This is a genomic window from Vibrio aquimaris, from assembly GCF_009363415.1.
Taxonomy (GTDB): Bacteria; Pseudomonadota; Gammaproteobacteria; order Enterobacterales; family Vibrionaceae; genus Vibrio; species Vibrio aquimaris.
Genome location: NZ_CP045350.1, coordinates 1,557,883 through 1,584,522 on the forward strand (window position 1 = coordinate 1,557,883; position 26,640 = coordinate 1,584,522).

The 26,640-nt window shown below is 40.5% G+C and carries 28 protein-coding genes; 3 read left to right on the forward strand and 25 right to left on the reverse strand.

The features are described 5' to 3' along the window. The first annotated feature begins 111 nt into the window (after nucleotides 1–111). The 3 genes from FIV01_RS07225 (at nucleotide 112) to FIV01_RS07235 (ending at nucleotide 4,766) form a co-directional block, all read left to right on the forward strand. Nucleotides 112–1,953: a carotenoid oxygenase family protein gene (locus FIV01_RS07225; protein ID WP_152430397.1), complete on the forward strand. Its 1,842-nt coding sequence runs from the start codon at nucleotides 112–114 to the stop codon at nucleotides 1,951–1,953. Nucleotides 1,954–2,021: 68 nt separating this feature from the next. Then, nucleotides 2,022–3,635, forward strand: a complete 1,614-nt coding sequence (locus tag FIV01_RS07230; RefSeq protein WP_152430398.1) for a D-arabinono-1,4-lactone oxidase — start codon at nucleotides 2,022–2,024, stop codon at nucleotides 3,633–3,635. A gap of 90 nt (nucleotides 3,636–3,725) precedes the next feature. Next, nucleotides 3,726–4,766 carry a hypothetical protein gene (locus FIV01_RS07235; RefSeq protein WP_152431682.1) on the forward strand — a complete coding sequence of 347 codons (1,041 nt, stop codon included), beginning with the start codon at nucleotides 3,726–3,728 and terminating at the stop codon, nucleotides 4,764–4,766. Between the two features lie 49 nt (nucleotides 4,767–4,815). On the opposite strand, the gene FIV01_RS07240 is transcribed toward FIV01_RS07235, so the two are convergent. The 25 genes from FIV01_RS07240 to FIV01_RS07360 all read right to left on the reverse strand — a co-directional run bounded on the left by FIV01_RS07240 (nucleotide 4,816) and on the right by FIV01_RS07360 (nucleotide 26,636). Continuing rightward, the gene (locus FIV01_RS07240; RefSeq protein WP_152430399.1) at nucleotides 4,816–6,063 is read right to left on the reverse strand and encodes a hypothetical protein; all 1,248 of its coding nucleotides are present in this window, start codon (nucleotides 6,061–6,063) and stop codon (nucleotides 4,816–4,818) included. Nucleotides 6,064–6,336: 273 nt separating this feature from the next. Next, entirely contained in the window at nucleotides 6,337–7,164 is an 828-nt protein-coding gene (locus tag FIV01_RS07245; RefSeq protein ID WP_152430400.1) for a hypothetical protein, read from the reverse strand. Then, nucleotides 7,157–7,603 carry a hypothetical protein gene (locus tag FIV01_RS07250; RefSeq protein ID WP_152430401.1) on the reverse strand — a complete coding sequence of 149 codons (447 nt, stop codon included), beginning with the start codon at nucleotides 7,601–7,603 and terminating at the stop codon, nucleotides 7,157–7,159. The genes FIV01_RS07245 and FIV01_RS07250 overlap by 8 nt, the downstream gene beginning before the upstream one ends. Further along, entirely contained in the window at nucleotides 7,593–7,988 is a 396-nt protein-coding gene (locus FIV01_RS07255) for a hypothetical protein (RefSeq protein WP_152430402.1), read from the reverse strand. Before FIV01_RS07255 ends, FIV01_RS07250 begins: the two co-directional genes overlap by 11 nt. A 6-nt stretch (nucleotides 7,989–7,994) precedes the next feature. Continuing rightward, nucleotides 7,995–9,314, reverse strand: a complete 1,320-nt coding sequence (locus tag FIV01_RS07260; protein ID WP_152430403.1) for an EscN/YscN/HrcN family type III secretion system ATPase — start codon at nucleotides 9,312–9,314, stop codon at nucleotides 7,995–7,997. Beyond that, nucleotides 9,298–11,343 carry an EscV/YscV/HrcV family type III secretion system export apparatus protein gene (locus FIV01_RS07265; protein ID WP_152430404.1) on the reverse strand — a complete coding sequence of 682 codons (2,046 nt, stop codon included), beginning with the start codon at nucleotides 11,341–11,343 and terminating at the stop codon, nucleotides 9,298–9,300. Before FIV01_RS07265 ends, FIV01_RS07260 begins: the two co-directional genes overlap by 17 nt. Continuing rightward, a complete protein-coding gene (locus FIV01_RS07270) occupies nucleotides 11,340–11,702 on the reverse strand; it encodes a hypothetical protein (RefSeq protein ID WP_114785709.1) in 363 nt (120 codons plus the stop codon). The genes FIV01_RS07265 and FIV01_RS07270 overlap by 4 nt, the downstream gene beginning before the upstream one ends. Before the next feature lie 103 nt (nucleotides 11,703–11,805). Continuing rightward, nucleotides 11,806–14,643, reverse strand: coding sequence for a hypothetical protein (locus FIV01_RS07275; RefSeq protein ID WP_152430405.1), 2,838 nt, complete (start codon nucleotides 14,641–14,643; stop codon nucleotides 11,806–11,808). Between the two features lie 24 nt (nucleotides 14,644–14,667). After that, nucleotides 14,668–15,681, reverse strand: a complete 1,014-nt coding sequence (locus FIV01_RS07280) for an HrpJ domain-containing protein (RefSeq protein ID WP_152430406.1) — start codon at nucleotides 15,679–15,681, stop codon at nucleotides 14,668–14,670. A gap of 2 nt (nucleotides 15,682–15,683) precedes the next feature. Continuing rightward, nucleotides 15,684–16,346 carry a type III secretion protein gene (locus FIV01_RS07285; protein ID WP_152430407.1) on the reverse strand — a complete coding sequence of 221 codons (663 nt, stop codon included), beginning with the start codon at nucleotides 16,344–16,346 and terminating at the stop codon, nucleotides 15,684–15,686. Continuing rightward, nucleotides 16,343–16,921, reverse strand: a complete 579-nt coding sequence (locus FIV01_RS07290) for a type III secretion system domain-containing protein (protein ID WP_152430408.1) — start codon at nucleotides 16,919–16,921, stop codon at nucleotides 16,343–16,345. Before FIV01_RS07290 ends, FIV01_RS07285 begins: the two co-directional genes overlap by 4 nt. Nucleotides 16,922–16,923: 2 nt before the next feature. Continuing rightward, nucleotides 16,924–17,658, reverse strand: coding sequence for a type III secretion system inner membrane ring lipoprotein SctJ (gene sctJ / locus FIV01_RS07295; protein WP_152430409.1), 735 nt, complete (start codon nucleotides 17,656–17,658; stop codon nucleotides 16,924–16,926). Further along, nucleotides 17,655–17,963, reverse strand: coding sequence for a type III secretion system inner rod subunit SctI (gene sctI, locus FIV01_RS07300; protein ID WP_246210367.1), 309 nt, complete (start codon nucleotides 17,961–17,963; stop codon nucleotides 17,655–17,657). The genes sctJ and sctI overlap by 4 nt, the downstream gene beginning before the upstream one ends. Next, nucleotides 17,950–18,255, reverse strand: a complete 306-nt coding sequence (locus tag FIV01_RS07305) for a DUF1039 domain-containing protein (protein WP_152430410.1) — start codon at nucleotides 18,253–18,255, stop codon at nucleotides 17,950–17,952. Before FIV01_RS07305 ends, sctI begins: the two co-directional genes overlap by 14 nt. After that, the gene (gene sctF, locus FIV01_RS07310; protein ID WP_114785701.1) at nucleotides 18,252–18,467 is read right to left on the reverse strand and encodes a type III secretion system needle filament subunit SctF; all 216 of its coding nucleotides are present in this window, start codon (nucleotides 18,465–18,467) and stop codon (nucleotides 18,252–18,254) included. The genes FIV01_RS07305 and sctF overlap by 4 nt, the downstream gene beginning before the upstream one ends. 9 nt (nucleotides 18,468–18,476) lie before the next feature. Next, nucleotides 18,477–19,178, reverse strand: coding sequence for a helix-turn-helix transcriptional regulator (locus tag FIV01_RS07315; RefSeq protein WP_114785700.1), 702 nt, complete (start codon nucleotides 19,176–19,178; stop codon nucleotides 18,477–18,479). 218 nt (nucleotides 19,179–19,396) lie between these two features. Further along, nucleotides 19,397–21,322, reverse strand: coding sequence for a lipopolysaccharide kinase InaA family protein (locus FIV01_RS07320; RefSeq protein WP_152430411.1), 1,926 nt, complete (start codon nucleotides 21,320–21,322; stop codon nucleotides 19,397–19,399). 10 nt (nucleotides 21,323–21,332) lie between these two features. Then, nucleotides 21,333–21,821, reverse strand: a complete 489-nt coding sequence (locus FIV01_RS07325; protein WP_152430412.1) for a tetratricopeptide repeat protein — start codon at nucleotides 21,819–21,821, stop codon at nucleotides 21,333–21,335. Nucleotides 21,822–21,883: 62 nt separating this feature from the next. Further along, entirely contained in the window at nucleotides 21,884–22,483 is a 600-nt protein-coding gene (gene sseD, locus FIV01_RS07330; RefSeq protein ID WP_152430413.1) for a type III secretion system translocon protein SseD, read from the reverse strand. 13 nt (nucleotides 22,484–22,496) lie between these two features. After that, nucleotides 22,497–23,942, reverse strand: coding sequence for a type III secretion system translocon protein (locus FIV01_RS07335; protein WP_152430414.1), 1,446 nt, complete (start codon nucleotides 23,940–23,942; stop codon nucleotides 22,497–22,499). Continuing rightward, complete coding sequence (locus tag FIV01_RS07340) at nucleotides 23,935–24,408, reverse strand: SycD/LcrH family type III secretion system chaperone (RefSeq protein ID WP_152430415.1); 474 nt, start codon at nucleotides 24,406–24,408, stop codon at nucleotides 23,935–23,937. Before FIV01_RS07340 ends, FIV01_RS07335 begins: the two co-directional genes overlap by 8 nt. 8 nt (nucleotides 24,409–24,416) lie before the next feature. Beyond that, nucleotides 24,417–25,208, reverse strand: a complete 792-nt coding sequence (locus FIV01_RS07345) for a secretion protein EspA (protein ID WP_152430416.1) — start codon at nucleotides 25,206–25,208, stop codon at nucleotides 24,417–24,419. 38 nt (nucleotides 25,209–25,246) lie between these two features. After that, nucleotides 25,247–25,822: a type III secretion system translocon protein SseB gene (gene sseB, locus FIV01_RS07350; RefSeq protein ID WP_152430417.1), complete on the reverse strand. Its 576-nt coding sequence runs from the start codon at nucleotides 25,820–25,822 to the stop codon at nucleotides 25,247–25,249. A gap of 246 nt (nucleotides 25,823–26,068) precedes the next feature. Then, nucleotides 26,069–26,413, reverse strand: coding sequence for a hypothetical protein (locus FIV01_RS07355; RefSeq protein WP_152430418.1), 345 nt, complete (start codon nucleotides 26,411–26,413; stop codon nucleotides 26,069–26,071). 34 nt (nucleotides 26,414–26,447) lie between these two features. Then, nucleotides 26,448–26,636 (reverse strand): EscE/YscE/SsaE family type III secretion system needle protein co-chaperone, encoded by a 189-nt coding sequence (locus FIV01_RS07360; RefSeq protein ID WP_152430419.1) that lies wholly within the window; start codon nucleotides 26,634–26,636, stop codon nucleotides 26,448–26,450. Nucleotides 26,637–26,640 lie beyond the last annotated feature (4 nt).

Here is a 26,640-nt window from a genome sequence, read left to right on the forward strand (position 1 = left end):
AGAAATTTCAATACTTATCCATCACAACTCATAGTTTCCTACTTTTTCCAATGAGACCTGTAAATTTCTCCTAGTGTCAATTGTATTCCTAGAAAATATAGAAGCGATAACATGCAAAGACGCACATTTCTAAAAGGGTTAGCTGGAGCAGCCTGCATGCCTAGCCAATTGTTTGCTTCCACAGGTTCGGATAACTCATTATTTCCTGAATCCATCATGCGCGCCAACTTCACGCCTTCTAGTGGTGAATTACAGTTACTTTACGGTCAGATGCCAATTGATATTAGTGGCCATGTTTTTTATGCTGAAGGTATTCCACTCGAGAATGATCACCTCAGTCCGAGCGGTCGAGGTGCCCTGAGTAGAATCGATTTTTCTTCGGACAAGTCGACATTTACCCGTAAAATGATCGACACACCCTCAGCTATTATGCAGCAACATATTGATTATTGGCCTGATAAGTTTAATTTACTCGGAGGTATGGCATATCATAGCCCTACAATGGGGTTCGTAAATTATTGTAATACTGCTCCCAATTACCTCGGTGATAATCGATTTGCTTTGAGTTACGAAGGTGGCGTGCCGTACGAATTTGATGCAGTGACATTAGATTTGGTGACTCCCATTGGGCACTATGACGAATGGCAAAGTAGCCTTCCTCCATGGATGGATGCTTTCACCCCAGACAAATGGTTATTCCCCCAAGTGCGGACCACTGGACATCCCTACTTTGATCTTGAGTCAGATGAATGCTTTACCATTAACTACGGTGGTAACATATCAAATACGGGAACAAAAAATGGATTCATCCGTCTTCTTAAATGGGATAAGCAAAGTGAACTTAAAGGATGGAACATACTAGGTCGAGATGGACGACCAGCATATATTGCCGCAACAGCCCACTCTCTGGGTGTAACTCGGAACCATATACTTATCTTCGAGACAGCGGCTCAAGTAGAACCTCTCAGAATGATAGGCATTCGGTCTGTCTATGCCCAACAGCATCGTACACCGGTGTGGGTGATTCGCAAAAAAGATCTCTTGGAAGGGCGTGACATTGTCACTGCTGACTATATTGAGCTCAATTTCGATACCTCAGATGTCATGTGTAACTACGATGACCATGATGATGAAATTACGATTTATGGGCAATACTTAGGTGCCATGGACAAGTCTGAGCCTCAATATAATAGAGATAAACTTGTTTTTGGTGGAAGAGTAAGTAGCAGTCTATCAGGTTATCCTGCTGCTCCAGTCGATGTTGGTGGTCTTGTACGTGCTCGTCTACAGGTCAAAAGTAACTCGGTCAATGAGATTAGCGGTGATTTTAGGTTGATTAGAAATGATCAGCTATTCTGGGATATGAACGATCCTGCTTATCGAGGCCACTTCCAATTCCCCGACCAATTTGAGCATATTTATTGGGCCGCTGTAGGATATCGGAAAGGACATGTCATCGAGCGCGTTGCGGATGCTTACAAAGACTACCCTAACCGGCTATTTAGCAACGATTCCTTACCTCAACAAGATCAACCTTCTGCATTAATACACATGGATTGCCGCCAAATGTCGGTGACAGATGCTTATCAGTTTCCGGCGGATTGCGTGATGAGAACCCCACAGTTTATAAGTAAACCAAACAGCTATGGACAAGATGAAGGTTATGTATTTACGGCAGTTGTCCGTAAACATCCAACTAATACGTCTGGTAACGGTAAAGAGATATGGCTATTTGATGCTCAAAACCTAGCCCAAGGTCCATTAGCTATATTAGGACATCCAGAGTTGAACTTCGCTACCACAAACCATGCACTTTGGGTACCGAGTATAGGTCCGAGACCCATGAATGCTTATAAAGCGCAAGTGGCAGAATTTTTTACACATCGAGCTCCCAAGCATCGTCGTGCTGTTCGTCAAGTGATTGAGCAGCAGATCCTACCCAGATTTGGCTGATGTTTTCATAACGTTAAGTTTGAAGTTGAAATGCCTAATGGAACTAAGCTTTAAAAAAGGAATATTTAATGAAGATTAAAACCTTAGCGTTAAGTACTACGTTAATACTGACCGCATTAGGGACAGCCTATGCTCTTCAAAATGAAGAAGTAGAAAATGAAATTTCTAATTACCAAGGAACTCAGACCTGTTATCCAGAAGCTATTTACGACCCGAATTCAATTGAAGGAGTCCAAGAAGTTGTGAGAGACGCGCTCTTGCGTGGCAAGAAAGTGATGACTGGAAATCGTAAATTTGCGAGCCAAATTGATGCGGCATGTGCAGGCGATGGAGAGATACAACTTACACTAAAAAATATGGATAAAATCGTCCACTTTGATGCAAATAATCAGCTCGTAACTGTTGAAGCTGGAATGAGGTTTAATGATTTAAATGATTTCCTTCGCGAGCAAGGTTACGCAATAAATATGGTTACAGAATTAGCCATATTTACTGTTGGAGGTATGCTGGGAAGTGGTACGCATGGCTCGACCCTAGAAAAGCCCAGTAACATGCTTGCCGATTATGTTACTCAACTTAAAGTTGTCGATGGTGAAGGTAATGTTCGTACTTTAAGTGGTGATTTATTAGATGCAGCAAGGGTAAATTTGGGCGTCTTGGGTGTTGTTGTCGAAGCCACACTTGCTTTTGAAGAAGCATTCAAAGTCAAAGCAGAAGTGACAGGGTATCGTGATGATACTGGGTTGGAAGACAAAGTATTAGATATCGCTCGGAACAATTATTCTGCGAATATTGCTTGGTTTCCAGGGCTTGGCCGCTACACCACCACACTCTACAATCCAGTACCATTGGATACCGAGGGACAGGCATATAACGCTCAAGCTGATGTCTCTGATGCGGAGGAGTTTTTTTTCGGATTACTATTTAATGCCGCTCATGAATTTCCTGGTACCGGATTGCAATGCCTAGCAGCAAAAGCACGTTACAATGCACGAGCACAATCTTACTTCAGAGATAGTATTTCAGGCAAAAGGATCGACAACCCAGTCGGTTACTCTGACCAAATGCAATACTTCAAATGTAAAGATCCTAATAAATGTATCTGGGACCGACTCCCCATCGCGCTTCAAGAAGTGGCGATTGATATAGAGCGGCTACCCGATTGGATAAGTGATGTAAGAGAAATTGTCGCAGCACATCCTAGAACTTGTTTCCCTCTAAATGGTATCTATTTCAGATTCGGAAAAGCTTCAGAGAGTTATCTCGGGATGAGCGCTGGGCGCGAAAGTGCATTCGTTGGCATTGAATATACTCTGCGACAAGAAGGTAAAAAAGAACCTAAGAATTACTTTGTCAATCTTGAGATTGAACAAATGTCATTGCGGAAATATAACGCTCGTCCTCATTGGGGTAAAAACTCTGTGGCTATATTTGAAGACATGCCTTCTCGATTCCCCATGTGGCCAGAGTTTTTACAGGCTAAAGCAGAACTGGACCCACACAATGTATTCACTAATCCTTTCTGGGAAAGAGTTAGTGGCAGTATCCCTATGGAAGATTACTTAACACCAGGGTGTAATGTTCGAGGCGAATGTTATTGCCAAACGGATGAACACTGTCAATCTGGTACGCAGTGTAAGGAAGGGCTTTACTTCTCCCAAGCTCGCATCTGCCGCAAATAACCACGATGTTAGGCCGTATCTCATTACGGCCTAACATCAGCCTATAAAATCTAATTCGACTACACGGAACGTTTGACTATGACCCTCAAAATGATACCGTCGATCTTCACCCTTCTATGTACTTTATTTTGCTCTGTACTTAATGCAACAACATTAGATGATCTTAAACCTCATGTGCCAAGCTCTGATAAAACATGGGCAGAGCAATGGTTCTACAATGTAGCAGTGCCAGATGTAGGCTATTTTAAAATAAGCTTGCAAACTTATATTGCCCCTAATTTTACCACTCCAACACCTAAAGCTTATGTTCATCTGGCTTTCACACCACTTAATGGAAAAACCGTCAAATACGATATTTTCCGAGATGAACTCATCTTGAAAGGGTTTAATGATGTTAAGCAATTTCACTATGAGATACCCGGTATAGTGATGGCAAACCAAGATCAATTAGAAGTCCATTACAATGACTTTAACTTTACCATGAGATGGGATGGTGAACATTCTCACTATTGGCGAGGTTCTAATCCGGGGCAAACACCATTTGGCATTATACCTGAAATTCCTGGCGTTGGTGGTAAATGGTTTCTTTATACCGTAGGTACACCGATACAATATACTTTCTCGGACAATTCGCGCTCTCTGTTTGGCTCCGGTTATGCCCAAGTAGATAAGGGATGGTACGATAAAGAATCAAGTGCAGGAATGATATATAGTATGGGTTTGTCTGATGAGCTCTATTATATGTTTACAGGTGCTAAGATTGGTACATCAAATATTGAGCTATGGGCTGGTAGATACATTTCTGATAAGTATGACCTTATTTTCTACCCTGCTATTGGTAACTTATCAGTAAAACGTGAATACGATTCTTGCGCCGGTTATTTTAAGCTGGAAATGCATAAGATAAAACACAAGATGGTCATGGAAGTCAAATCGCCATTTGAGGATTTTTATCCATTAGAGTTTCCCTCAGTGATTATCTTTGGTGGAGAGCAAAAATATATGAAGTCTATGACCGCAAATGTTCAGTTTTCGTTGTATGAGTTTGGTCAACTCGAAGAGTCTATTTCTATGGACCAAGCATTATTGGAGTTCAGTGGTCCATTTTATTGTGACGCTCTACCTAAATAAACAGATAAAAGCGGAAAGTGTTCTTTCCGCTTCTTCTAAGTTGGGTTGACTAACGTAACAATATACCTGTTGTAGTGACCATAGATTGATAATTCAATGAATGATACATACCTGCGATAGTTTCAACACGACTATATATCCCCTTGTTATTTAGGTCATAACCAGCATGGATAGCTTGCTCAAAAAAATCTTTCTTAGCTTTGTCGCCAGCACGGTGAAAATCTGAACGAACATCCCCACTCGGAGCTGAATATTGAAAGTCCGGTTTCAATTGATAGTTACAATGCTTATTCTGGTAATCTCTCAAATCTTCTAACATATAGATTATATTGGTGATTTCCTTGTATCTCTTTTCTCCTTCTTGATCTCTGAGCATATCCCACTCATCATCATTTCTTGGAGGGGCTACCAGATTAGGAAGCAATCGTTCTACTTGAGTAGGTTTTGATGAGTCAACGTTAAATACAACATTTTTAATCAGTGGACTAGGTTTTGGCTTAGGTTCACTTAGTACTTGCTGTTCAGCTAAATACTGATTCATTTTTAAACTCAGCTGATTAAAAGATTGAGCACTATCAGATAGCCATTCTAAGTGAGTTCCACCAACATCATCTAGTGTCAGCTCCCCCACCTTTAGGATCTTAGACTGTTGATCTGAAAAATAGTCAAAACATTTAAGCTGAGTCTCAATCCACTGCTGTGCAAAAGATTTGTCCTCTGCCATTAGCTTTTTCGATTCTGGTGGAAGAAGACTTATAGATAGTCGCTCTTGATTGCAGTCTGTAATTCCTTCAAATAGTTCCGTTTTATTATCAAATGATACATGTTTTAATGCACCATTGACTCCGAATTTTTTTACATTTTCTTCCAAAAGATAGCCTGAACTATTCGTTAACTGTTTCATGAATATGCTTTTAGCTTCTTCAGATAATTCCCCGTAGTTTATACATGTCTTTTCTAAGACACCCTCTATTTCAAATTCAAAAGCAAATCTTGCATCATCTATACTTATAATTTGGCCATGAAAAAGTGCACTTCGGCCTTCAGCTAACATACTGAGCTTAGCGAAAGCTGCCATTTTTTCAGCGGCATTGCTTGATGTTGATTGTTCTATGTCATGCGTAATATCGTATAGGTGTGAAAGTGCCTCTTTTTTATGGCTTCCACAAAACCAATCCTTAACTTTATCCCATACTCCCATCTGTATTGCATCTTCTTTGCAATGGGAATTTTTCACACGCTCAATACGAGAATCACTAATTGTTCTATCAATATAACCACCAATTTTTAACGACATGATAACCTCTCTTTATTCGTGGCAGTATTCAACCTTATAATCTAAACTAAAAAATATCGATTAAATACACAGTTAATTGTACAAAGTTAAATAAGGGTTATTTGATAACTAATATTGAATAAATTTTAAATTTATACTTACAAAATAAAATTTACTTTTATAACAACTGGTCTTACCAAAGATATAAAATAACGTTATAAATTATCTATTAAAATTAGATAGTCTATTGTCTCTTTTATGATGTCTAAAAACTTTCAAAAAATTAGGTGGAAACTATGCTGGAGCTTTAAAATAATCATTAGCGTGAAAAACTACTCCATCAGGGCTAACAAACAACTCCCCTTTAGCGGCACACTGGTTGTCTGAGATCAGTTTACTCTGTACTTCACAAACTAACTCTGCTTCAAATGTATTTCCATTTTCAAGGTTTAGTAAATCCTGCAAGCTAATGTCAAGACTCGCAACCTTAACGTAGCTAGTCTTATCAGGTAGCGAGTAAGAAGGATACGTATCGTTCACAAACCAAGTCTTATCTTCATGATATTGGACACTTGCTACTGGTTTTCCCCACCATAAAATAGCGCTACCTTTATTTGGGTTATGGCCATCTTTTAGCCATACACCTTGACCATTAAATATGGGTTTTGTATCGGTAAGAAAACCTGCGATCAAAGGGACACTAACGGTTACTTGTGGTGCTAGATAACTCTCCCAACCTATCGTTAGACGTTTTATCCAAGCGGCCGAAAACCCAACAAGAACAAATTGATATCCATTACACTGTACAACAGGATAAATATCATTCGGTAATTGACGATCTTCCCCTTGAGTATTGATATCCCTTACAAATGGGATACCTACTACAGAAAAAAGCGCTGCAACCATAGTTGGTAACAGATCATCAGGTATGGTGGTTAAAGATGAAGTTACTTCTATGCCTGCTGACCATTCGTGTTTACTGCACCATATACCACTGCTATTGTCTGCCCGATATGACCAGAAAGTACCTTCCTCCTGATTCACTCGTTGAAGTGAAAGATAACACTGCTTATTACTCAAGCCAGAACCTATGACTTGTGCGAGATCTATCAAATTATTCATACTTCATTATCTCCAACTGAAATGGTATTTTTGATTGAGATAAACGCTCGCTAATCATAGAAGCAACGCGGTTGATTGCCTCATGCTGTTTCTGATCTCTTGGCTTTAGCTGTAGTGTGACGACCTGAGCCTGCCATGAAGCAACAATGGTTAACCCTGTCATGGGTCCATTCAATAAGCGAAATGTCAAACTACTTTCTCGCCTAACTATTTCTGCATTCTGCCATTTAGCGACATGATTCACCTCTGACAACTGGTGCACGATTGAAGAAACTCTCCCTGTCGAATGCATATTCTGATCAGTATTTTGTTGTAAATTATGTCGACTCGAAAATAGAGAAGAAAACCGCTGCCTTAACTCAGGATCTGCATCTCGCCTCGATGTTACACCCTCTACACGCCAGTGACGTGAGGATATTTGTTCAATTTTATTGCTCATTAAGGACCCCTTTTAACTTTTCTTGTCCCCTAATCAGTAGAGTTTTTTGACGAATCAACTCTGTTTTCTCACGCTCGATCTGATCTATGCGGTTGTCCAAGTAAATTATTGATTCAGCTTTCGCTCGCTCTTGTGCATATTGGCTACGTTTATCACTGACAAGTTGATTTAGTTCGTTGCGGGTAAGTAGATTGTCATTCACCTCTGAATCAACCAGTGCGGCTCTAGACTCAGACCATAACTGATAAACCTGTATTCGTTCCGCTTGTACCTTGTTTTGCTCTTCATCTAACTTGCGCCACTGAGCTGCCAGTTTTTCTTCTTTTCTCTTACGAATAGAGATGAGCTGCCTAATAAAGCTAGTTTCTTTAACGGTGAGAGCCATTAGTCGCTATCTCGCACATAAATCGTTTAAAGTACTTAATGTGTCATTAAACGGCGCTATCTCGCTGGTGTCTTGACATAAAAAACGCTCTATCTCAGCAAATTTATCAACGGCCTCATCAGTGAAAGGATCTTGCCCTCGCTGGTACTCACCAACACGAATTAACAACTGCACTTCTTGATACAAAGCAAGCAGGTTGCGTAAATGCTTAGCGTCAGTTTTATGTTGAGCAGTGACAATCTGATCCATTACTCGGCTTACACTCGCATTAACGTCAATAGCAGGATAATGCCCCGCTCCAGCTAATTTGCGTGATAACACAATATGACCATCTAAAATTGAGCGCACTTCATCTGCAACAGGCTCGTTCATGTTGTCGCCCTCAACCAACACTGTATATATACCGGTAATACTGCCAAGGGGAGCAGGCCCTGCACGCTCTAATAGCGACGCTAAATATACAAACACGCTCGGTGGAAACCCATTAGCAACAGGCGGTTCTCCTGCCGCTAGGCCTATTTCCCTAGCTGCTCGAGCAAAACGAGTCACTGAGTCCACCATAAGTAGAACATTTTTATCTTGGTCTCGAAAAAACTCGGCAATAGTTGTCGCGGTTAATGCGGCTTTCATTCGCTCAAGTGGTGGTTTGTCAGAAGTAGCAACCACGAGCACCGTTTTCTTTCTCACCTCGGGGGGCAAACAATATTCTATAAATTCGCGAACTTCTCTGCCTCGTTCACCGACTAATGCCAGAACGATCACATCAGCCTCACAGTTTCCAGCAAGCATCCCTAGTAAAGTACTTTTTCCGCCACCAGCAGCGGCAAAGATCCCAACACGCTGGCCTATCCCCAGCGTTAATGTAGAGTCTATCGCCCTAACACCAGTATGCATGACTTTACTAATGAGTTTTCGCTTGAGTGGGTTTGGTGCACTACCTTGGTTGTTGCGCCATTGGCCAAACCAGTTTCCTTGATCCATTGGACGACCTAAACCATCAACAACTCGTCCCAAAAGCTCTGGTCCGACTTTGACTCTATGCCCATGGCCCAGCGGCTCAACATGCATATCAACCCCGATACCATTTGTACTTTTAAATGGAGAAAGCCAGGCTTGCTGCCCTTTAATTGCAACAACTTCTGCATGTAGGCTATCACCTATCAAGCAAAGCTCTCCAAGCTTTGCATCTGGAAGCGTTGAACGAATTAATGTCGACGTAACTTCAAGAATTTTTCCGAATCTACGAAAAGGTTTAATGTCTGGCAGATCTGGGAAAAGCTCTTTCTCGAGTTTTTCTGTCAATTGAATACTATCCGGCAATTGCATTAGGAGCCTCCCCAAACGTATCAACCCTCGCTATAACCTTGATACTTGCATCTTCACCAATTTCTTGGAATGAAAGTACCGGAGTCATAGGCATTGTTGATTCAATGATTTTACGTAAATAGCGCCTTACATCTAGGGATGTAGAAACCACGCATGGAATATGTTCAGGTACCTTATCTTTAATCAAAGCGATTATGTGTTGTTCATCTTCCGGCTCAAGTGCACTATAAGCGCCAACCGCAGACTGGCGTATCGACTCTCTAATCTGATTCTCTATTCCATCACCAATTAAAATCATAGGAATCCAGCCTTCAGCTACTGTGAACTTGCGCCTTATATGCCTTCGCAAAGCAACACGTACATATTCTGTGAGCATAATGGTGTCTTTCTCTTTCGATGCCCACTCAACCAAGGTCTCAAATATTGTTCGAAGATCACGAATGGAAATATTTTCTTCCACAAGGCGCTGTAGTATCTCAGTGATTTTACTAACTGGTAAAAGCCTCTGCAGTTCTTTAACTAGCTCTGCATAACGCATTTCCATTGAGTCCATTAGATAGCGTGTTTCCTGTACTCCAAGAAATTCTTTGGCGAAATGTAATGCTGCAGTTTCAACAAGATAGTTAATAATTTCGTTGCCTTGATAATAAGTTTCACCAGTAATACCTATCTCATCGGCATGTTCTGATGAATACCAGTAAAGCTTTTGCTGATTGAATACAAGTTGGCTTTGTTCACCCTCTATCCCATCAATCTTGGTTAATACTAAAATCATCTGCTTAGGAACATGTAACTTTACAATTGGTTCTTGGTAAAGGAAGAGTTCAAATTCTTCGCTTCTGTCATTTCTTAGTGTCTGAAGTTGAATTTCAGGTATTGGCAACCCAAGCTTTTCGAATAACTTCCACCGTAAGCTCTGTAACGACTTAGCTAGGTTTTCTTGTGAAATTTCATTTCCCACCGCTAACATGAGCGGCACAGCACCCGGCGTCATTTCTTGATCTCCGGATTCTTCTTGTCCTGTTTGGGAAACGAAGCCTTGGTTTTGTTCTTCTACAGAGTTCTTTCTCGTAATCCAAAAAGACGCGCCCAAAACCGCAAGCCCGAGCGGTGCAAAGACAAACCATGGAAATCCCGGAATAATCGCAAATACAAACATCACTGCGGCTGCCATTTGCAGAGAAGATGGTTGACGTGAAACCTGTTCGACCAGCTCGTTAGCTAAGTTACTTTTAGTCTCCCCTGGGACACGTGTGACGATCAAACCTGCAGTAATAGAAATAAGGAGCGAAGGGATCTGAGCAATCAAGCCATCACCAACTGATAATATTGCATAGGTATTAACTGCCTCTGATGCAGACATGTTATGTTGCAAAACACCGACCGCAATCCCACCCAAAATGTTAGTTAGAATCACAATAACACTCGCGATGGCATCGCCTTTAACGAATTTCATTGCGCCATCCATTGCACCATAAAGCTGACTCTCTTTCTGCACAATGGAACGTTGGCGTTTGGCTTCTTTTGCATCAATGATGCCCGCACGCATGTCACCATCAATACTCATTTGCTTGCCAGGCATACCATCGAGAGAAAATCTTGCGCTTACTTCAGCTACGCGTTCTGATCCTTTCGTGATGACGATAAACTGAACTATCGTGATAATGGCAAAGATAATAATACCGACAGCAAGATTACCTCCAACAACAAAATCGCCGAATGTATAAACTATCTCACCAGCATCATGCTGAAGTAAGATCAATCGACTGGTACTAATAGTTAACGCTAATCGGTATAGCGTTGTTATTAGTAACATCGATGGAAATGCCGAAAACTCGAGGGGGTCTCGAATATAAATTGCAATCATCAGCAAGATGATAGACATACCAAGATTAAGAGCGATCAATACATCAACTAATGTGGTTGGCAGTGGTAAAATCATCATAAAGACGGCAATAACCAACATCGCACTTAAAATAATATCTTGCCTGCCAGCGACTTTAGCCAGCCAACGAGTTGCGATTGTCATAACTTATTCTCCCCTACTAATTGCATGAGAAACTCACGTTGTTTTTTGCATACCTCAAACCATTGGCGTGCATCAAACTGATGTGGGCAGAATGTACTTATATAAAGCTGACGTTTGATGGTGAATAGGCGTTGAGGTAGACCTTTGAACCGTTCAGGTTGGTTTCTCTTTAAGGCCCGTTCCAAATCAAGGTTATCGATATCAATTAACCATGAAGTTAACATTAAACGATCATCAATGACTTCCAGCCTAAGACCATAAGGGGATTGATGGATCTCGAGGATGTCGGCTACCCCTGTTTGAGGAAGCCGAAGCAAAGAAACCAACTGCTCTACGTTTCTTAACACTTGCAGGTCCATAATCACTCCTATCTAGTCTATACAGACATGATGGCGCGATTTGAGTACCAATAATATCAGGTCTACACCTGAAACTTCCTCCTGACGCTACTAGGGGGAGGCTTTAACTTGCTGCGTACTTTACTATGAACTTTTGAACATCATCATAACATTCATACCATTGGCTTTTTTCAATGGTGTTACCTGTTAGACTTTGGGCCAATGTAATGTCTTTTTCTTGTATTTGCTTATACCTGCTGTCTAACTTTTCAGACAAAATCCTAGCTGCACTAACGAGTTCTCCTTGCAATGCCTGCGATTGCTGCTCAATGGGCATATTGACCAAATTAAGAAGTTTTCCTTTGTCTTTTATAGAGTCTCCAAGTAATTGCACTAAACAACTGTTATTGGTTTTCTCTCCCAAACGATGAAGAAGGTTATCAATTCGCTTTTGAGTTAGCTTCATTCTAGCCCTTGAATAGACATTATTCATACACCAAAAGTTACGAGTTGCAATAAAGTTCGCTGTTGTTTTAGCGAAAAAACCGCCTATCAACATTGCACATAGCCCTGCAATAGCAAGGGTTACACTAGTAATGCTTTCTGTACCAATTATGGTTGTAACAATAAAAGCAACAAAGGCAGAAGTAGTAATAGATAATGTTGGTACAGTGGCAAGTATTAAGGCTCTTTGCTTGTTATTCATTTCACACCAGGTATTTTTCAAATCCCTCCAAGATAGTCTTATCATATTGGTGTGGTTTGATTCGAAACAATCTGCTATATCTACTTCTACATCTTGTAACGCTTTACGCTCATTAGCATACCTTACCATGGTCTGAGCTCGCTCTTTAAAGCTCCCTTGGCTGCCAATTGCTTTCATCAAAGCATCAACCATAACTGAGGTCATTTGATACTGCATACCTATATTTTCTCCTGTATCATCACACCATGCTTGTACTATCTCCTCGAGCAAACTTGCCATTGATTTATCAAAAGAAGCGTTTGGTATTAAGGCAGATACGAGCAATCCTGCACCATTGATCGTCCGGCTACTACCACAAAGTTCTCTCATTGCAGCAGCCATAAAAGGCGCAGCATACGCAAGGTGCATTAGCGCAATCATCTCAGGTGATAAAGATTGGTGATCCAATTTAAGTGTTTCCACTCGGCGATTTTGAACAATATCTTTAACCTGACTTTGCACTTCCCCTGAATACCATATAGTCGAGACCAGTGATGTTACATCCGGGCCAAAGATGTCACTATTAGTGCTCATAATCTCAAAAATATTGTTTAAATTACCGGCAAAAGCTTGCGACTCGATCGGATGATAAAGCGCCCAATGATGCAAATTTAACAAGGCATTTTTTACAACTTCCTGACGGACGACTACTTCACCTGATGATAATGGCGCGAAAAGGGACTGATATGAGATTGCATAATCTCTAATACCAGCATGGGCCATCTGGCGTTCGAGAAATAACATATTAATGTCCGGTCGATAGTCACCTGATAATTCTCCAGCAACATTTTGTTTAACCCAAGTAGACCATGTTTCAAGGGTATCACCGTTATTACATGGATAGCCGTGACTTTTCTTTGCTTGATAGTCAAATTGTTTCAACTCCAGCACTCGTTTCTCATATTCATCATCCAATTGCTGGATATCAGCATTGAGCGATCCAATTTTCGACTTTAAAAAAACAACTTCTTGTTTATCATAAGTGCTTTGCAGCTCATTTCTTTCATTCACCAACTTCCTAACTTTTTCATTATTCGTTCTCAACTCAGGTAAGAACGCAAGAAAGCCATGCAAATTTAGTCGTTTCTTAATCGATACTATCGAGTGATCCAACATAGTATCGATACGAGTTAATTTATTTCTTAGTAGTACCTTGGTATCAAAAACTTTCTGTACTGAATGACAATGCGCCTTGATCTCATTGAAATAATTTAGTTGTTTCTTTGATTCGTTAACTATAGATTCCACTTGATGCATGATATTCATACCGAATAATTTAGCGTTCGGTAGAAACGCTTCCAAAGCTTCAACATAGTCGACCAATGCCGATGATTTTTCTTCTATGTAATCAGAATAACGAGGCAAGTTCTGGGTTAGATTATCGACTAGTCGGCCACATTCAATATCTGTGTAAAGGTCAACGCCACTATGATTATTGAATTCTAATGTAATAGGATTTCTTTGGTCCAACCAAGACACTCGCTGTTTAGATCGAATAACATCTTGTACTTGACGACGAACCTCAGTACTCAAGTGATTATTGGGCTCCTGTCTTTTCAACGAGAACTTTAGATTAGGATCTTCATTGTCAGTGAGATCATTAAGCTGCAGATTTTCAGGGCTTTCAGATAACCTTTCATCCTTGCTGATGGCTGATAAAGTCGATACAAGTTGGTCTTCTTGATTAGTACCCGATACCATTGAACGCTGAAAATAATTCTCAAAAACAGCTAAACTATGGTGCAGTCTACCCATCCTATGCGATAGATTGAGACGTTCATCAATACCATCTCTTTCTTCGTTTAACTGTTTTTGGCTTTTACGCAGTGCTCTTTTTATGAGTTGAATCGCTCCAAGCAGCGATCTCTGATGTTCTTTTGGGAACGGTACAGTAACATCATTAGCCAATGCAGGCATTTTCTCTGCAACAATTTCAGAAAGTATCCGCAAATTGACGGCAGACATATCTGAGGCATAACGAGCAAGTTTACCTGATAGGTATTCGACTAGTTCGTTTTCATCCAGAAAAGGCTGCATTTCAATTAATTCAAAACACAACTGTTTTAGATCAGTTGTCATTTTTGACTGATACACAGATGAGTATGATGAACAACGAAAGTCCCCCTTCCAAAGCAATTTGGATTGATTAAATCGCTCAAATTCACGTGACACGATTGGTTGTTCAACCAGTGGACTTGGTTCTAATTTATAAGTCATATGCGTTTTCTCCCAACCTACTGATCATTCATTCCAACGATCTAGAAGTTCTAACATCGCTTCCTGAATATGTTCTTTCTGTTCCGGATCGCGGTAACATGCTGGCGACATCACGGCCATCAGATCTTTCCATCGGCGCAAGAAAACAACTTTACGTTCATATACTAGCTCTAGTCGTTCTATGATGAGCGATAACGCATCAGGATAAACCCACGATTGCTCCAGTAGTTCAAGTGTGATGGACATAACAGATGAATGCTCTAACTCCATAGCACGTGCTAAAGCGCCGCAATGATCTTCAAAAGTCAAAAAAAGCAGTAATCGTTTGAGGTCCTTTATTGCTGCGGCGACCATCGTCATATCATCACGCTTTTGACCTTCATCAAGTGGTTCAGACATAGAACGAATAAGAATACGGATATATTGACGCCTATCTTTGTGTTTTTTTAGTAAGTCAAACCAATGGGCTAAGCCTTGCTCTCCTCGTTTTGCATTCTGATACAGTAGCCGAAGCGCTCTAAGACCTTCTTTGTCAATATTCATACCTTCAGAAGCCGCAATAACTTCAAGCTCAATACCTTCTTCATCGAGTATTTCGCTCAAACGCTTTTTGAGTTCTTTTTTCATTGCAGATGATAGACCTTTAAAGCTAAGTAAAGAGGTCAAAATCAATGCCACTTGGCCTCTATCCAAGCCTGACTGGTCCAATGCTGTAAGAATTTGGCTTGCTGTTTTAAGCTGAGACAATTGTTCAGTCATACGGTTTATTGATTCAAGTGCCATCTTGTCCATTTGTTGGAGAGCCTGCTCCATGCTATTGATCATCAGATTTTTAGACTTATCCTCCAAACTGAGTTTTTTCATCACGCTGCTCAGGCCAAGGCTCAAACCTTCCATTGTTTCTTCTAGAGCTTCTTGCCTCACTTCTGCAAGAGCAGCACTAGCAAGAGATGCTGTCGATTCAGTCGTAATTGCTGAGTTCGTTTGGGTCTGTGAAAAGGCATGAAGTTCCGCATGCATGTTGGCATCGACTCTCATTGTTAATCTCCACTGGCAATCTGTGTCAAAGCTCTATTTTCTGAAAAAGAATCAAGCAGCAGCTGTAATTGCAAATCTAAATCTAGCCGAATTACTAAATACTCAGACGATAGCTCAGCTTGAGCGTCATGCAGCTCAGACTTGACCTTAACCTGTAATTGCTCTCCAAATGCATCTTCCATAACTGGATATAGTTCTTGTGGAACAAACAGTGTTAGGTCATGTTGGCTACTTTGTTGGGCAACCTGGTCGGTTAGCCTTTTGATCATAAATTGACTAATATCTTGTGTACTCGACCATTTTTCGATTACTGTTCGCATTTGCTGGCGGATCCGTTCTTTAAGGCTGTCAATCAAATTCCGTTCGATATTTTCTTTGTCCAACAACCAAGTTACAGCGTCACTAGCTGCCTGTTGTCGCGCTTCCTTTTTCCACTCTTCTTGTAACTGCCTAGCTTCGTTAGTTGCATCCTGTATTATTTTTTCCGCATGTTTATGCGCGTTGTCTCGTTTGATCCGCGCACAGCGTACAATTGTAGCGATTCGAGTACGAGCTTTAGACTCACTATTCGAAGAACGAACAGCCGACTCAATCGCTTGCCTTGAGACGGTCTCCCCCATTTTTTTTAGCTCACAACATGTAGCTGAAATAAAAAATGGACTCATAAGAATCTCTCCAGTCTGAACATCCAATTAATAACGTTTTCTACTTCAATCTGAGATACTTTATTAGGTGTTTCCATTACAGGTAGACTCAGTGATAAAATCTTCCCAAAAACGTGTCCACTCCAATACTCAAACAAAGCACTAGCCGAATAATATTCAGCTTTAAATAGCATGGTATCTGGCAACCATTGTGGTGGCTGCGTTGCGTGTGGCCACAATGCAATAAGCTGTTCAAGCTGAATCTGGCTAAACCTCTTCTGCATAACCTCTCTATATTGACCGTCCCAAATATAATCTGGACAGTTTTGAGTGATTAATCCGGTGGCTACCAATAAAACTGGAAGTTTATTTATCACTGATAGCCATCTTTGGATAATTTCTAGATCTTCTGTCAGCCAAAAATGCTCAAGTCCAAAGCGGCTTAGAATTGCGTTATCAAGCCGTTGTTCAACTAAATCATTCGTTGTTGCTAGGTCTTTACAATTCTCTAGATCTAACTTCTTCCACCACTCAGAGTGCAGTCTGGGGCTTATGTTACGTACAGTCTTGTTTAATTGAATAACGTCTATTGCCATAGTTAATCTTCCCTTTTACGTCTTATGGCCAAGCATGCAACGCCAGCAATAAATACACTTCCCAAACCGACTGTTACAGGCGTTTTATTGGCCGTAATCCAATTTTGAATGTCCCCCCAGCCAGAAGTAGAGCTCGGTTGTACTACGGGTTGATAACGAAAATCAGCAGGTTGTAGAAACAAACTAATGTTTTCATATTGGAGATCCGGAACTGCATTTTTAATCAAATTACGGATTTGTGTTTCAGAGCTGCTCAAGTTTGCCTCTGGTGAGTACTTTATATATACAGCAGCAGACTTATCTGTTGTGTTAGCACGGCTACTTGATGCACTTTTAACATTTTGAGCAATGGAAACACGTGCACTAATCACACCGTCCATATTTGATAATGTTCGTTCTAGCTGCTGCTCTTTTAGGTAGCTCATTTTCGCTTCTTCTTGAGCAGGAGAAGAGACCAGTTGGCCTGATGGAAAAAGTTGCTCAATATCAACGTAGTTTGCTTTGGGGTAGCCATTTTGTCTTAGTAGTTCTACTGCATTGATAAACTGACCTTTTTCTATTTTTAACGTAACTTTTCCGGTTTTAGTATCAATATCTGAGTTCACATCAATGTGATTGAGCATCAATAGTGCTACCATTTGGTTAGCTTCTGATTGAGGGAGGTTTTGGTAAAGTTCCACCTTACAGCCCGACAATAAAAGCGCTAACATTAGAGTGAGCCATTTATATTTCTTCATTGCATTGTCACCAATTTGTTGATCGATTGAGAGAGACTGCCTGCTGTTTTAGCCGCTAGATCGACTTCTACTAGCGATCGTGTAATTAATTTCTGGCTCTCAATAGCTTGTTCAGGCGAAATACCCACTGAGGGATCTGAGTTTGGTTGAACGTCAACGAGTTCGCTTACTTTTGACGTTTCATTGACTCCCTGTTTCATCAGCTGACTGAATTTATCTACTAACATTTCATCTGGATTAACTGATTCAGTCTTTTTTTCCACTGCATCAACTGCTGCTTTCGCGATTGCACTAATCTCCATCATGACCTCCAGTAATCAATGAACATATTGTTTTGGTATCTGCACTATCTGCAGATGACGCGTAAAGAAACCGTAGCCCTTCAACCCGGGGGGAACTCAATCCGTTAAGTGTTCGTATCGCTTTGGACCTTTTGTCTAACGCGAAGTAAATTAAACTGATACAAATACACCTGCCTTCGTCATCATCGATCAAATAGGGAAATGCCTCTACAATGCAAAGTGCCTGTTTCTCAAGTCGATGATTAGCTGCTGCGAGCGCTGCTTCTACAAGAAGTTGTTTATCTGATTTTTTCATATCTTTGAAATAATCCCTTGCACCATATCTTTGACCGCTTTAATCAAAGCACTCTCATATCCCATAAAGTTTGAATATTGCTGCACCGCAAACTGAGCCTTTAACATTTCATCTGGGTTATTAGGGTCAGCCTGAGTCATCTTGGCCTTTATATCTTGCGCAGATTGAGCAGACTTAAGAGATAACTCATTAATAATTGAATTCAGATCCATAACAAACTCCTACCTTCTTCCTGCCCGTAAATCTGAGGGACTGCAGTGATAGCGCTTTTTAAATGCTCCTATAAAATGAGAGTGGCTGCTAAAGCCCGCATCGAACGCTACATCCGCTATTTTTCGATCTGTCTCTAGGATCGTTTGCTTTGCGTAAGTTAAACGTTGTTCAGTGATCCATGCTTTTGTCGACTGGCCATAATATTTGTAAAACGCGGTGTTTAATTTAGTCACGTCCATCTGTAGCAGTTCAGCATATCGTGTCACTGACCATTGCTCATAAAGGTGTTTATTTACAAATTCAAATATCTTGTCATTGGGGTCGGCATATTGATTTAGTAAGTTTGAAAAGTACGGCTTATCCATTTCTAGGCAATAGGTAAAAACGAAACGAAGCATTACAGTCTTACTGACTTTGTGTAATTGCTTAATCACATTCACAAGTTCGTCGAAAATAGGTACTGCTTTGACTGATTTATTCAAAGTGCGATCATCGACATAATTCTGATTGATCAGATCTGTAAGCAAATGATAGATTTGGCATATTTCACCAGGATAAAAAAAGATGCTCATCCAATCACCGCGGCTTGCTGCGTGTATTTCAGCTTCTTCTGTCACCATAACCAGTTGATTGGCGTCTATTTCCGTACGTTGACCTTGATAATCGATATGACCTTGTTTATTGAACAATACGACTTGTAGTGCTTTCATATCAAAAACCTTTTATTTCTGAGCCTAGAGTTAGTTTGCCAAGGTCAAGCAATATCTGGTATCAGGTCTTCACCTGAGTTATGACTTATTAACGAGGTAAGAGTGCGGATAACATTTTCATTTGACAAATATCATATAATCTTCACTGTAATAAAAAATAAAAAGCCCTCGTCGATACGAGGGCATACATAGGTAGTTATATCCAAAACTAATTCGTATTAACGATTTGTATCAGCCTTGAGGATCAAACCATACACTGCTTGTTGAGCGTCTCCAAAAACCTTGTCCACATCCTCATTAGCTTTTAGCCTTTCGATAATTCTATTGCCAATTTTCTGTAGGTCATCAGCAACACTTTTCGTTTCATTACCTTGCTTGATAAGCTTATGCAACGGATAGTGTTTTTCTCGTATTTCCTCATTTTTGGTACTTAGCGCCGAAAGTGCAGGAGCAAATACATTTCTCCCCACAGTTTCCCCAAGGTGTGCTCCTTCCTTGTTGAATAGGTATTTGATGTCATCATATTTATGTTTACTAAAGTCTTGCTCCCCATAAACCGTACGACCAAAATCTATCAACTGTGTATAGACTTGAGAGTCCAGCTCTCGAACCAAAATATTTTCCATATGAAGATCACGATGAGACACTTTGTTAGTAAACAATACTTTCAGCATATCAATTAACTGATTTGCAAGCTGTTGTTTTTGTTCTGTACCCAATTGGATATCTTGTAAACCAATGTATTTGACAAGTTCACTTGTCTTCACTTTTTCATCGTAAAGATCAAATTGAGCATAATCACCTTGGATACTCTTATCCAAACCTGCGACTGGCTTTTGTAATGAGACTATAGCCTCAAGTTCTTTCTTACCCGCACAGTATTTACTTAACCCGGCCTCTAACGCAAAATCTTTTTTTCCTGTATCAGTTATCGCATGTAGATAACCATGCTTTTTATTAACTTCCTTATTTTTTCCGCCAAAAGCATATTCCAGGTCTTTGAGGCTATCCACTCTAGGGTTTTCGATTTTGTGGTCTTGTAGCTTGCTCTTCATACTAGGCTCTGTTGCTTGAAGAGCCATCAAAGCCTCTATCTCGCTCTTAAGGCGTATATTTTCAGCCATTAGAGAATTAACTTTTTCACTAGCATTCTGTTTCTCGTTTTCTACGAACTTTAGGTTGCTACTAAGCTTTTCGACCTGATCAGTCATCTTTTTAAAATCACTATCGAGTTGTCGTTGTACATCGCTTATCTTTTGTTCCCACTGCTGACGTTCAGCCTCCCTAGCCTCTTGTATTTTAGTCAAATCATTTTTATGTGCAGCGTCTTTATTCGCTATTAAAGAACTATTAAGATTATCTTCAACGTCTTTTTTATGACTTTCAAGCTCAGCTTTAACCCTATCATGGATAATTTTGTTGCTACCCAGATTGAATCCTAGTATTTCATTACCTGTAGCAGAAGTCCCTACTTTTATAAGCTTAGCTGTCGATATTGCACTGGTTGCTGCACCGAGGTTTGAGGGAATCGAAACAGTACCCGCATAGAGGGTTCCTATCGTCAAACCCAGTCTAAGCGTTGCCGATGTTGCTCTTGCCCAAAACTCAGCTCGATCATCCTGCAATCCCATTTTATCCAAAAGCGCATAAACAAGGTTCGATAGTGTATCTCCCCCCATTCTTAAACCTTGCTCTCCATGTGCGGCTTTGTACCAGTTTGCAGCAGCACATCCTGCATCAGAGACTGCGAGGGCAAACGCCACTCCAGCCGCTGCCGTCAGCGGTATACCTAAACCGCCACTAATAACGGTTGCGGCAATTGCTAGCCCAAGTCCAACACCAGCAATAGCAACATTAAATAATTCTTTGAAAAACGTACTCTTAGCTACATCAATCCCCGCTTTTTCAGCCTGCTGATACAAGATCGTAGACCTTTCTATTAGCTGATTCGTGTTTGACTGATGAGGTTCTAAAGGAGATGTGGATTCTTCTGGATAGGAATTATTTACAGGGTCTGAAGGTGCAGGTAGAGATACATGAGAAGCATCAAATTGACCAAGCTTAGGAGTTTCTGATGCATCAACATCAGGAAAATTACTGATTTGAGATAGTCCAGAGCTCGAGACATCTAGAGTCGTAACCATTATTTTGCTCCTATAAGTTACACTGATTTATTTCATCCAAAAGCGACAGAGCAAGCTGCCTTATCTCTGGTTGCTCTGGGGATAGAAAACTTTGTGTTACACTTGTTCGTAAAGCATCTAATGCTTCGTTCGACTTATCGATTGATAAATAACACTGGCCAATTCTAAATGTGACACCAGCATCACATGCATCCATCAAGGTAGCGTAACCATAAAATATCAATGCATCTTCAAATTGCCCCAGGGCATGTAAGGTTGAGGCTAGGCCAAACAAATACTCTCTACGCCAAGGATTATTCATAACGAGGTATGTAAAGTGAGTCATAGCTTCAGCCATATTGCCACTGTGGTATTCTTCTAAAGCACCTTGGTAGGTATGGACTAAAGTTCCTTCATCAATATTGTTCAATTGAGCTAATGTCTGGTGACCATTGATCACACTCTCTATTGATTTTTTAATTTGGTCAGCATCGATTGAAAAAGCATCGGTATTCATCATAGAGTTTCCATTTTGTTTTGAGAGCACCATTTTGCATGGCGCTCTCACATTAGGGGTTGATATTAATTGTGTACAGCTGAGGTAATACGTCCATGGAGCTCGACGAGCTCCTTAACGAGAGAGCGCATTTGATCAGAGATCTGACGCGCTTTATCACTCAGTTCATTCATATTCTTGTTATAGTTCTGAGAATTCTTTTCTTTAAATTCCCCATCCACTTTTTCCATTTCTGCATCTTTTGTCATTGAAGCGGAAACCGTTGAACCGACACCATCAACCCCTTTACCCAGAGCCTGACCTAGGTGGGTAGCACCTTCGCCAAATTTTCCGGTTGCACCAACCCCAGCCATCCCAATGAAACCAGAAAGAATCTGTAGTCCCCCAGCCCATGCGGCAGACTCAAAAGCACTCTCTATTGAATCTCTTTTTGAGTCCATTGAGGCTTTTTGTACATCCCATCCAAGCAATTGTTGCTTTTGATTGTACTCTTGTAAGATGTTTCTGAGTTTTTTAAATATTTCAGCTAACTTCACAATCAATTCATTTAGCTGCGAGATCGCGTCCATTGCTTCGCTTCCCGATACATCATGGCCATAATCTGAATTATTGGTAACGTAATCTGCTGTTTGGGTTGCAGTATTATTTTGAACTTCTCCAGTCATAAATCCCCCTTAGCTACACTGCTGAAGTCGCAATGCGAGCTTGTAACATACCGGACTCATTGATAACTTTTGTTGCGCCATCTAAAGAGTCACCTTGCTTATCGACTAAGTCTTTAATTGTTTTGGATTGCTGCTCTTTGGCTTTGTCGTACCAGTCATAACAAAACTCCATGAGATTTTGTTTTAAAATCAGTTCCTCAATCTGCTTTTGGAGTTTGGCTTTTTCTTCAGTCACAATCCCACTAGTAATTGCTTTACCTGAGCCTGCAGAAGCTCGAATCAAATCAAGTGACGTGTAAGTGCATGCTTTAATGATTGTTTTTATCACCTCATTACGCACTGCAGTTGTTACTTGTTTGGTAATTTCTTGGGCTGTCATTTGTACGCCCTTCTCAATAGCCTTAGTAGCTGCTTGTTCTACAGATTTGGTCACTAGCTGCTGAATAGCTTCTTCACTAAATGCTTTTGCAAGTGATTTGGCGATTTGACCGCCACGTTCTGCCACTTGCTCTACGCCTTTGCTCACTCCACTCATCAGTTGTTTACTGACTTGTTCTGCGACCTGTTCAGATACTTGTTTACCAACTTGTTGAGCAATGTTAGTGACTTCTTGTGTCGATCCTTTTGCAATACTTTCAACCAGTTTAGGGGCCGCTTCTTGCATTGCAGTTTCGGTTCCTTTCGCAATAGATCGTGTCGCTGAAATAGCTCTACCAGCCTGGAAGATATCCAATGCCATTGCGACAACTTCAGCGCCAAGCTGGACTTTTCCTGCAACATCGATAACTTGCTGACATTTTTCCTTATTGGCACCACACAAGATTGCGGTTTCAGCAGCTGCTTTGACCATACCGGCAATACCAGCAGTTAGGTAAGCTGCGCCACTCGCCATGTCCATGGCACCACCAACTACATCCCCAACAGCGACACGAGCGGCGCCTTCTATGAGCTTGAATACACCAATGACGGCTTCTACTGCACCAACAATCCAGTCAAAGATTGCGCCAAATATCCCACCTTTCTGCGCCTTTTCAGATTGCTCTATCCGTTTACTTAATTGCTCTTGGAATTCTTTGACTTGCTGATCACGAAGCACTGCTTGGGTATCTGTCATCAACCTAGCAGCTTTCGCTGCCGCATTCGCCGTATCACCAAATGTTTTTAATCCTAAGTTCGCAGACATCAGAACCATATCGTTCATCGAAGCCTTTTCAAGCTGACTGATGGTCGCACTGTCATCTTTATGAAATGCCGAGAGTACTCGTTGCAGCGCCTGGCTAGCTGCATCAGAACTTACTACGTTTCTCTTAACATCATTTCCATTTTCAATAACATCAACTAAGCCTTCCTTAGAACCAGAGGAAGGGAAACGTGATCTGGCCTGTTTTGTATTTTCAAGGCGCTCAACATCTGAGGTTGACCCCACTGAGGTTTGAGTATTGAAGTTAACACTAGTCATGGGACACCTCCTGAACAAGTTGAGCTAAACCTTGTTTAGCCTTCACGGCTATTTCATCCCATTTGCCATCTTTATGGCATTCACTAACTCTAACGGCTGCCTTATAGGATTTAACCGCATAATCTTTGTTTCCGACCGCGAGATAGTTTTTCGCCGCAAAATATGGACTACGTGGGTCTTGGATATTTATTATCCCAGCACGACCGAAGCAAAAAATGGCTTCTTCATGCTCCTTAAGCTGATGACAACATGTACCTAAGGAAAAAAAGTAATCGAAGTTCCACTGATCAATCTTCATCAACAAGTAAAATATTCTTTTTGCACCTTCATAATCGCCGTAGTTCATTAGTTGTGTACCGTAACGATAAAGAAGGCCCAAATCTTTCTCATCGACATCCGCTAACATTTTTAAAGAACCGCCTTGCTGGAGAAATGTATGCAATGTCTCAAAATCTTTTTGTTCCATAATTCCTCCTAGCGAATGTTTTGTGCGATGGATTTATTCATTTCTGCCAACATGGTTTGCATGCTGTTAAGCAAACTAACGGTGACATTGTAGGTTTGCATAATTTTCTGCAGTTGAAGCTGTGACTGAGATACAAAGTCAGACGCTCGGTTTGATACAGTTTCAAGGGCTGACTTCACCGCTTTCAGCTTACCTTGATCTAAACCTCCTGCGGCTTCTAGCGCATTGGCAATATGCTGCATATGAGCTTTACTCACTCTTTGGTATGACATATAGCCGACCTCAGGTAGGCCCCATATGTAGTCGCAAGCCCTTTTCCCATCGACTTTAATGCCGTGCTGGTCCATGTATGTTACGACGTCTTGCCAACTGTATGACTGCATGCCTTCTGGACCACATTCGTTAATTTTTGCTTTGAGTTTCTCAAGATAACTAGCAGAAGGATCATTGGCTTTTAGGTATTCGCTAATTGACTTTCCATCAACAGTAAAGCCATTATCCTTCATATACTTAATGACCTCTGGAGGAATTTTACCTGTTGCCTTATCGCCTTCTTTTGCCACTTGAGCTATCACTTCATCAACGCGATTCGCCATATCTTGTGCATTACGAGAAACATCTGCTTTAGCTTGCATTTGACTATATTTAGCATCTGCTAGTTCAGACAGTAGATTCATAAACAAATACAAAACAGCCACACCGCCAGATAATACACAGTCACCATCTATTGCATTTTTTAACTCAACTTTGTCATTATTTACTGACAAAGGAGTATTAATGCCTTGATCAATTTGAAGCATAAAAACCCCTTATTATCAATTAATATATTTGCCGAAAATTATCGAATATTTTGCGCTATTGATTTATTCATCTCTGCTAGCATTGTTTGCATGCTATTTAATAAGCTCACTGTTACATTGTAGGTTTGCATTAATTTCTGCAACTGCAATTGCGATTGAGATACAAAGTCAGATGCTCGATTTGACACTGTTTCCAAGGATGCTTTTACGGCTTTTAACTTACCCTGATCAAGATGGTTTCCATTTTCTTTCAAATATTGATCGATAGTTTTTCCATCGACTTTAAAACCATTGTCGCGCATATAATTTACAACATCTTGAGGTAATTCACGGGTGGCCTTATCACCTTCTTTTGCAGCTTCGGCAACTTTTTCATCCACTCGGTTTGCCATATCTTGAGCAGTACGAGAAACGTCTGATTTTTGCTGCATTTGGCTATATTTTGCATTCGCCATTTCAGATAGCAGGTTCATAAACATATAAAGCACAGCGATACCACCTGAAAGTACACAGTCTCCTCTAGACGCTATAGTGTTTTTTATATCTTCACTTTGTTGTGAGTTGATGATGCTGGTACCTTGAGTACCTGATGTATCGTTAAGATTAACAGCCATAATATATTCCTCTAATTTCTAGATTATTACTACAAGCTGGGTTCTAAATTGGAAATTCACCATTTAGCATCTCAGTTTGTATTTTGATAATAAAATGACTGATCGTTTTTTTATTTCCAATATGAAGACAAACCAACAATTAGTGGTATGACCAGATATTTTAAATTTGTTTTTTTATAAAAAACCGATGAATAAACAAATATCATCGGTCGATAATGAAACTGTATAATGGCGATTAATAACTAATCACATATAGTTTTTATATCTCTTTTTCTTAGGCTTAGGAAAAGACTCTCCGCTTGCATTATCTTCCTCACCTATTGCTTTAAAACCTTCTTGTAGTTGTTTAAAGTTTTCTTCGAGCATAGTGACTTTTAACATGATAGCCTGTTGAGAATTCTGAATCCCTTCTGGGAATGCTTGATTTAACTTTTCGAGCTTAGCGCGGGCTTTAGGATCATGGTTTGACTGTTCCACCAACACTTGAATCTCACCTTGAAGTTGTTGAAATTCTCTCATTTGTTCTGCGAGCACACCCTTGCGATGGTTTAAATCCTCCATCACGGCTTTGATATCATCTAATGTGTCCATGATTACCTCCTAGGTAAGTAATAAATTAGTGTGTTTATTTATAACGTGTCGCTAGAATGCCAATGACATCTTTTGCAGCCTCAATGGCTCCATTTAGTGTTTGGATATTTTTATGTGACTCATTAATTAGTTCTGCCTTAGTTTTATCTAACTGAATAATTAACGCATCTTTGATTTTGGGGTCATTTTTTAAACATGTCTCTAGGTTAGTAATACGTGCCATAATT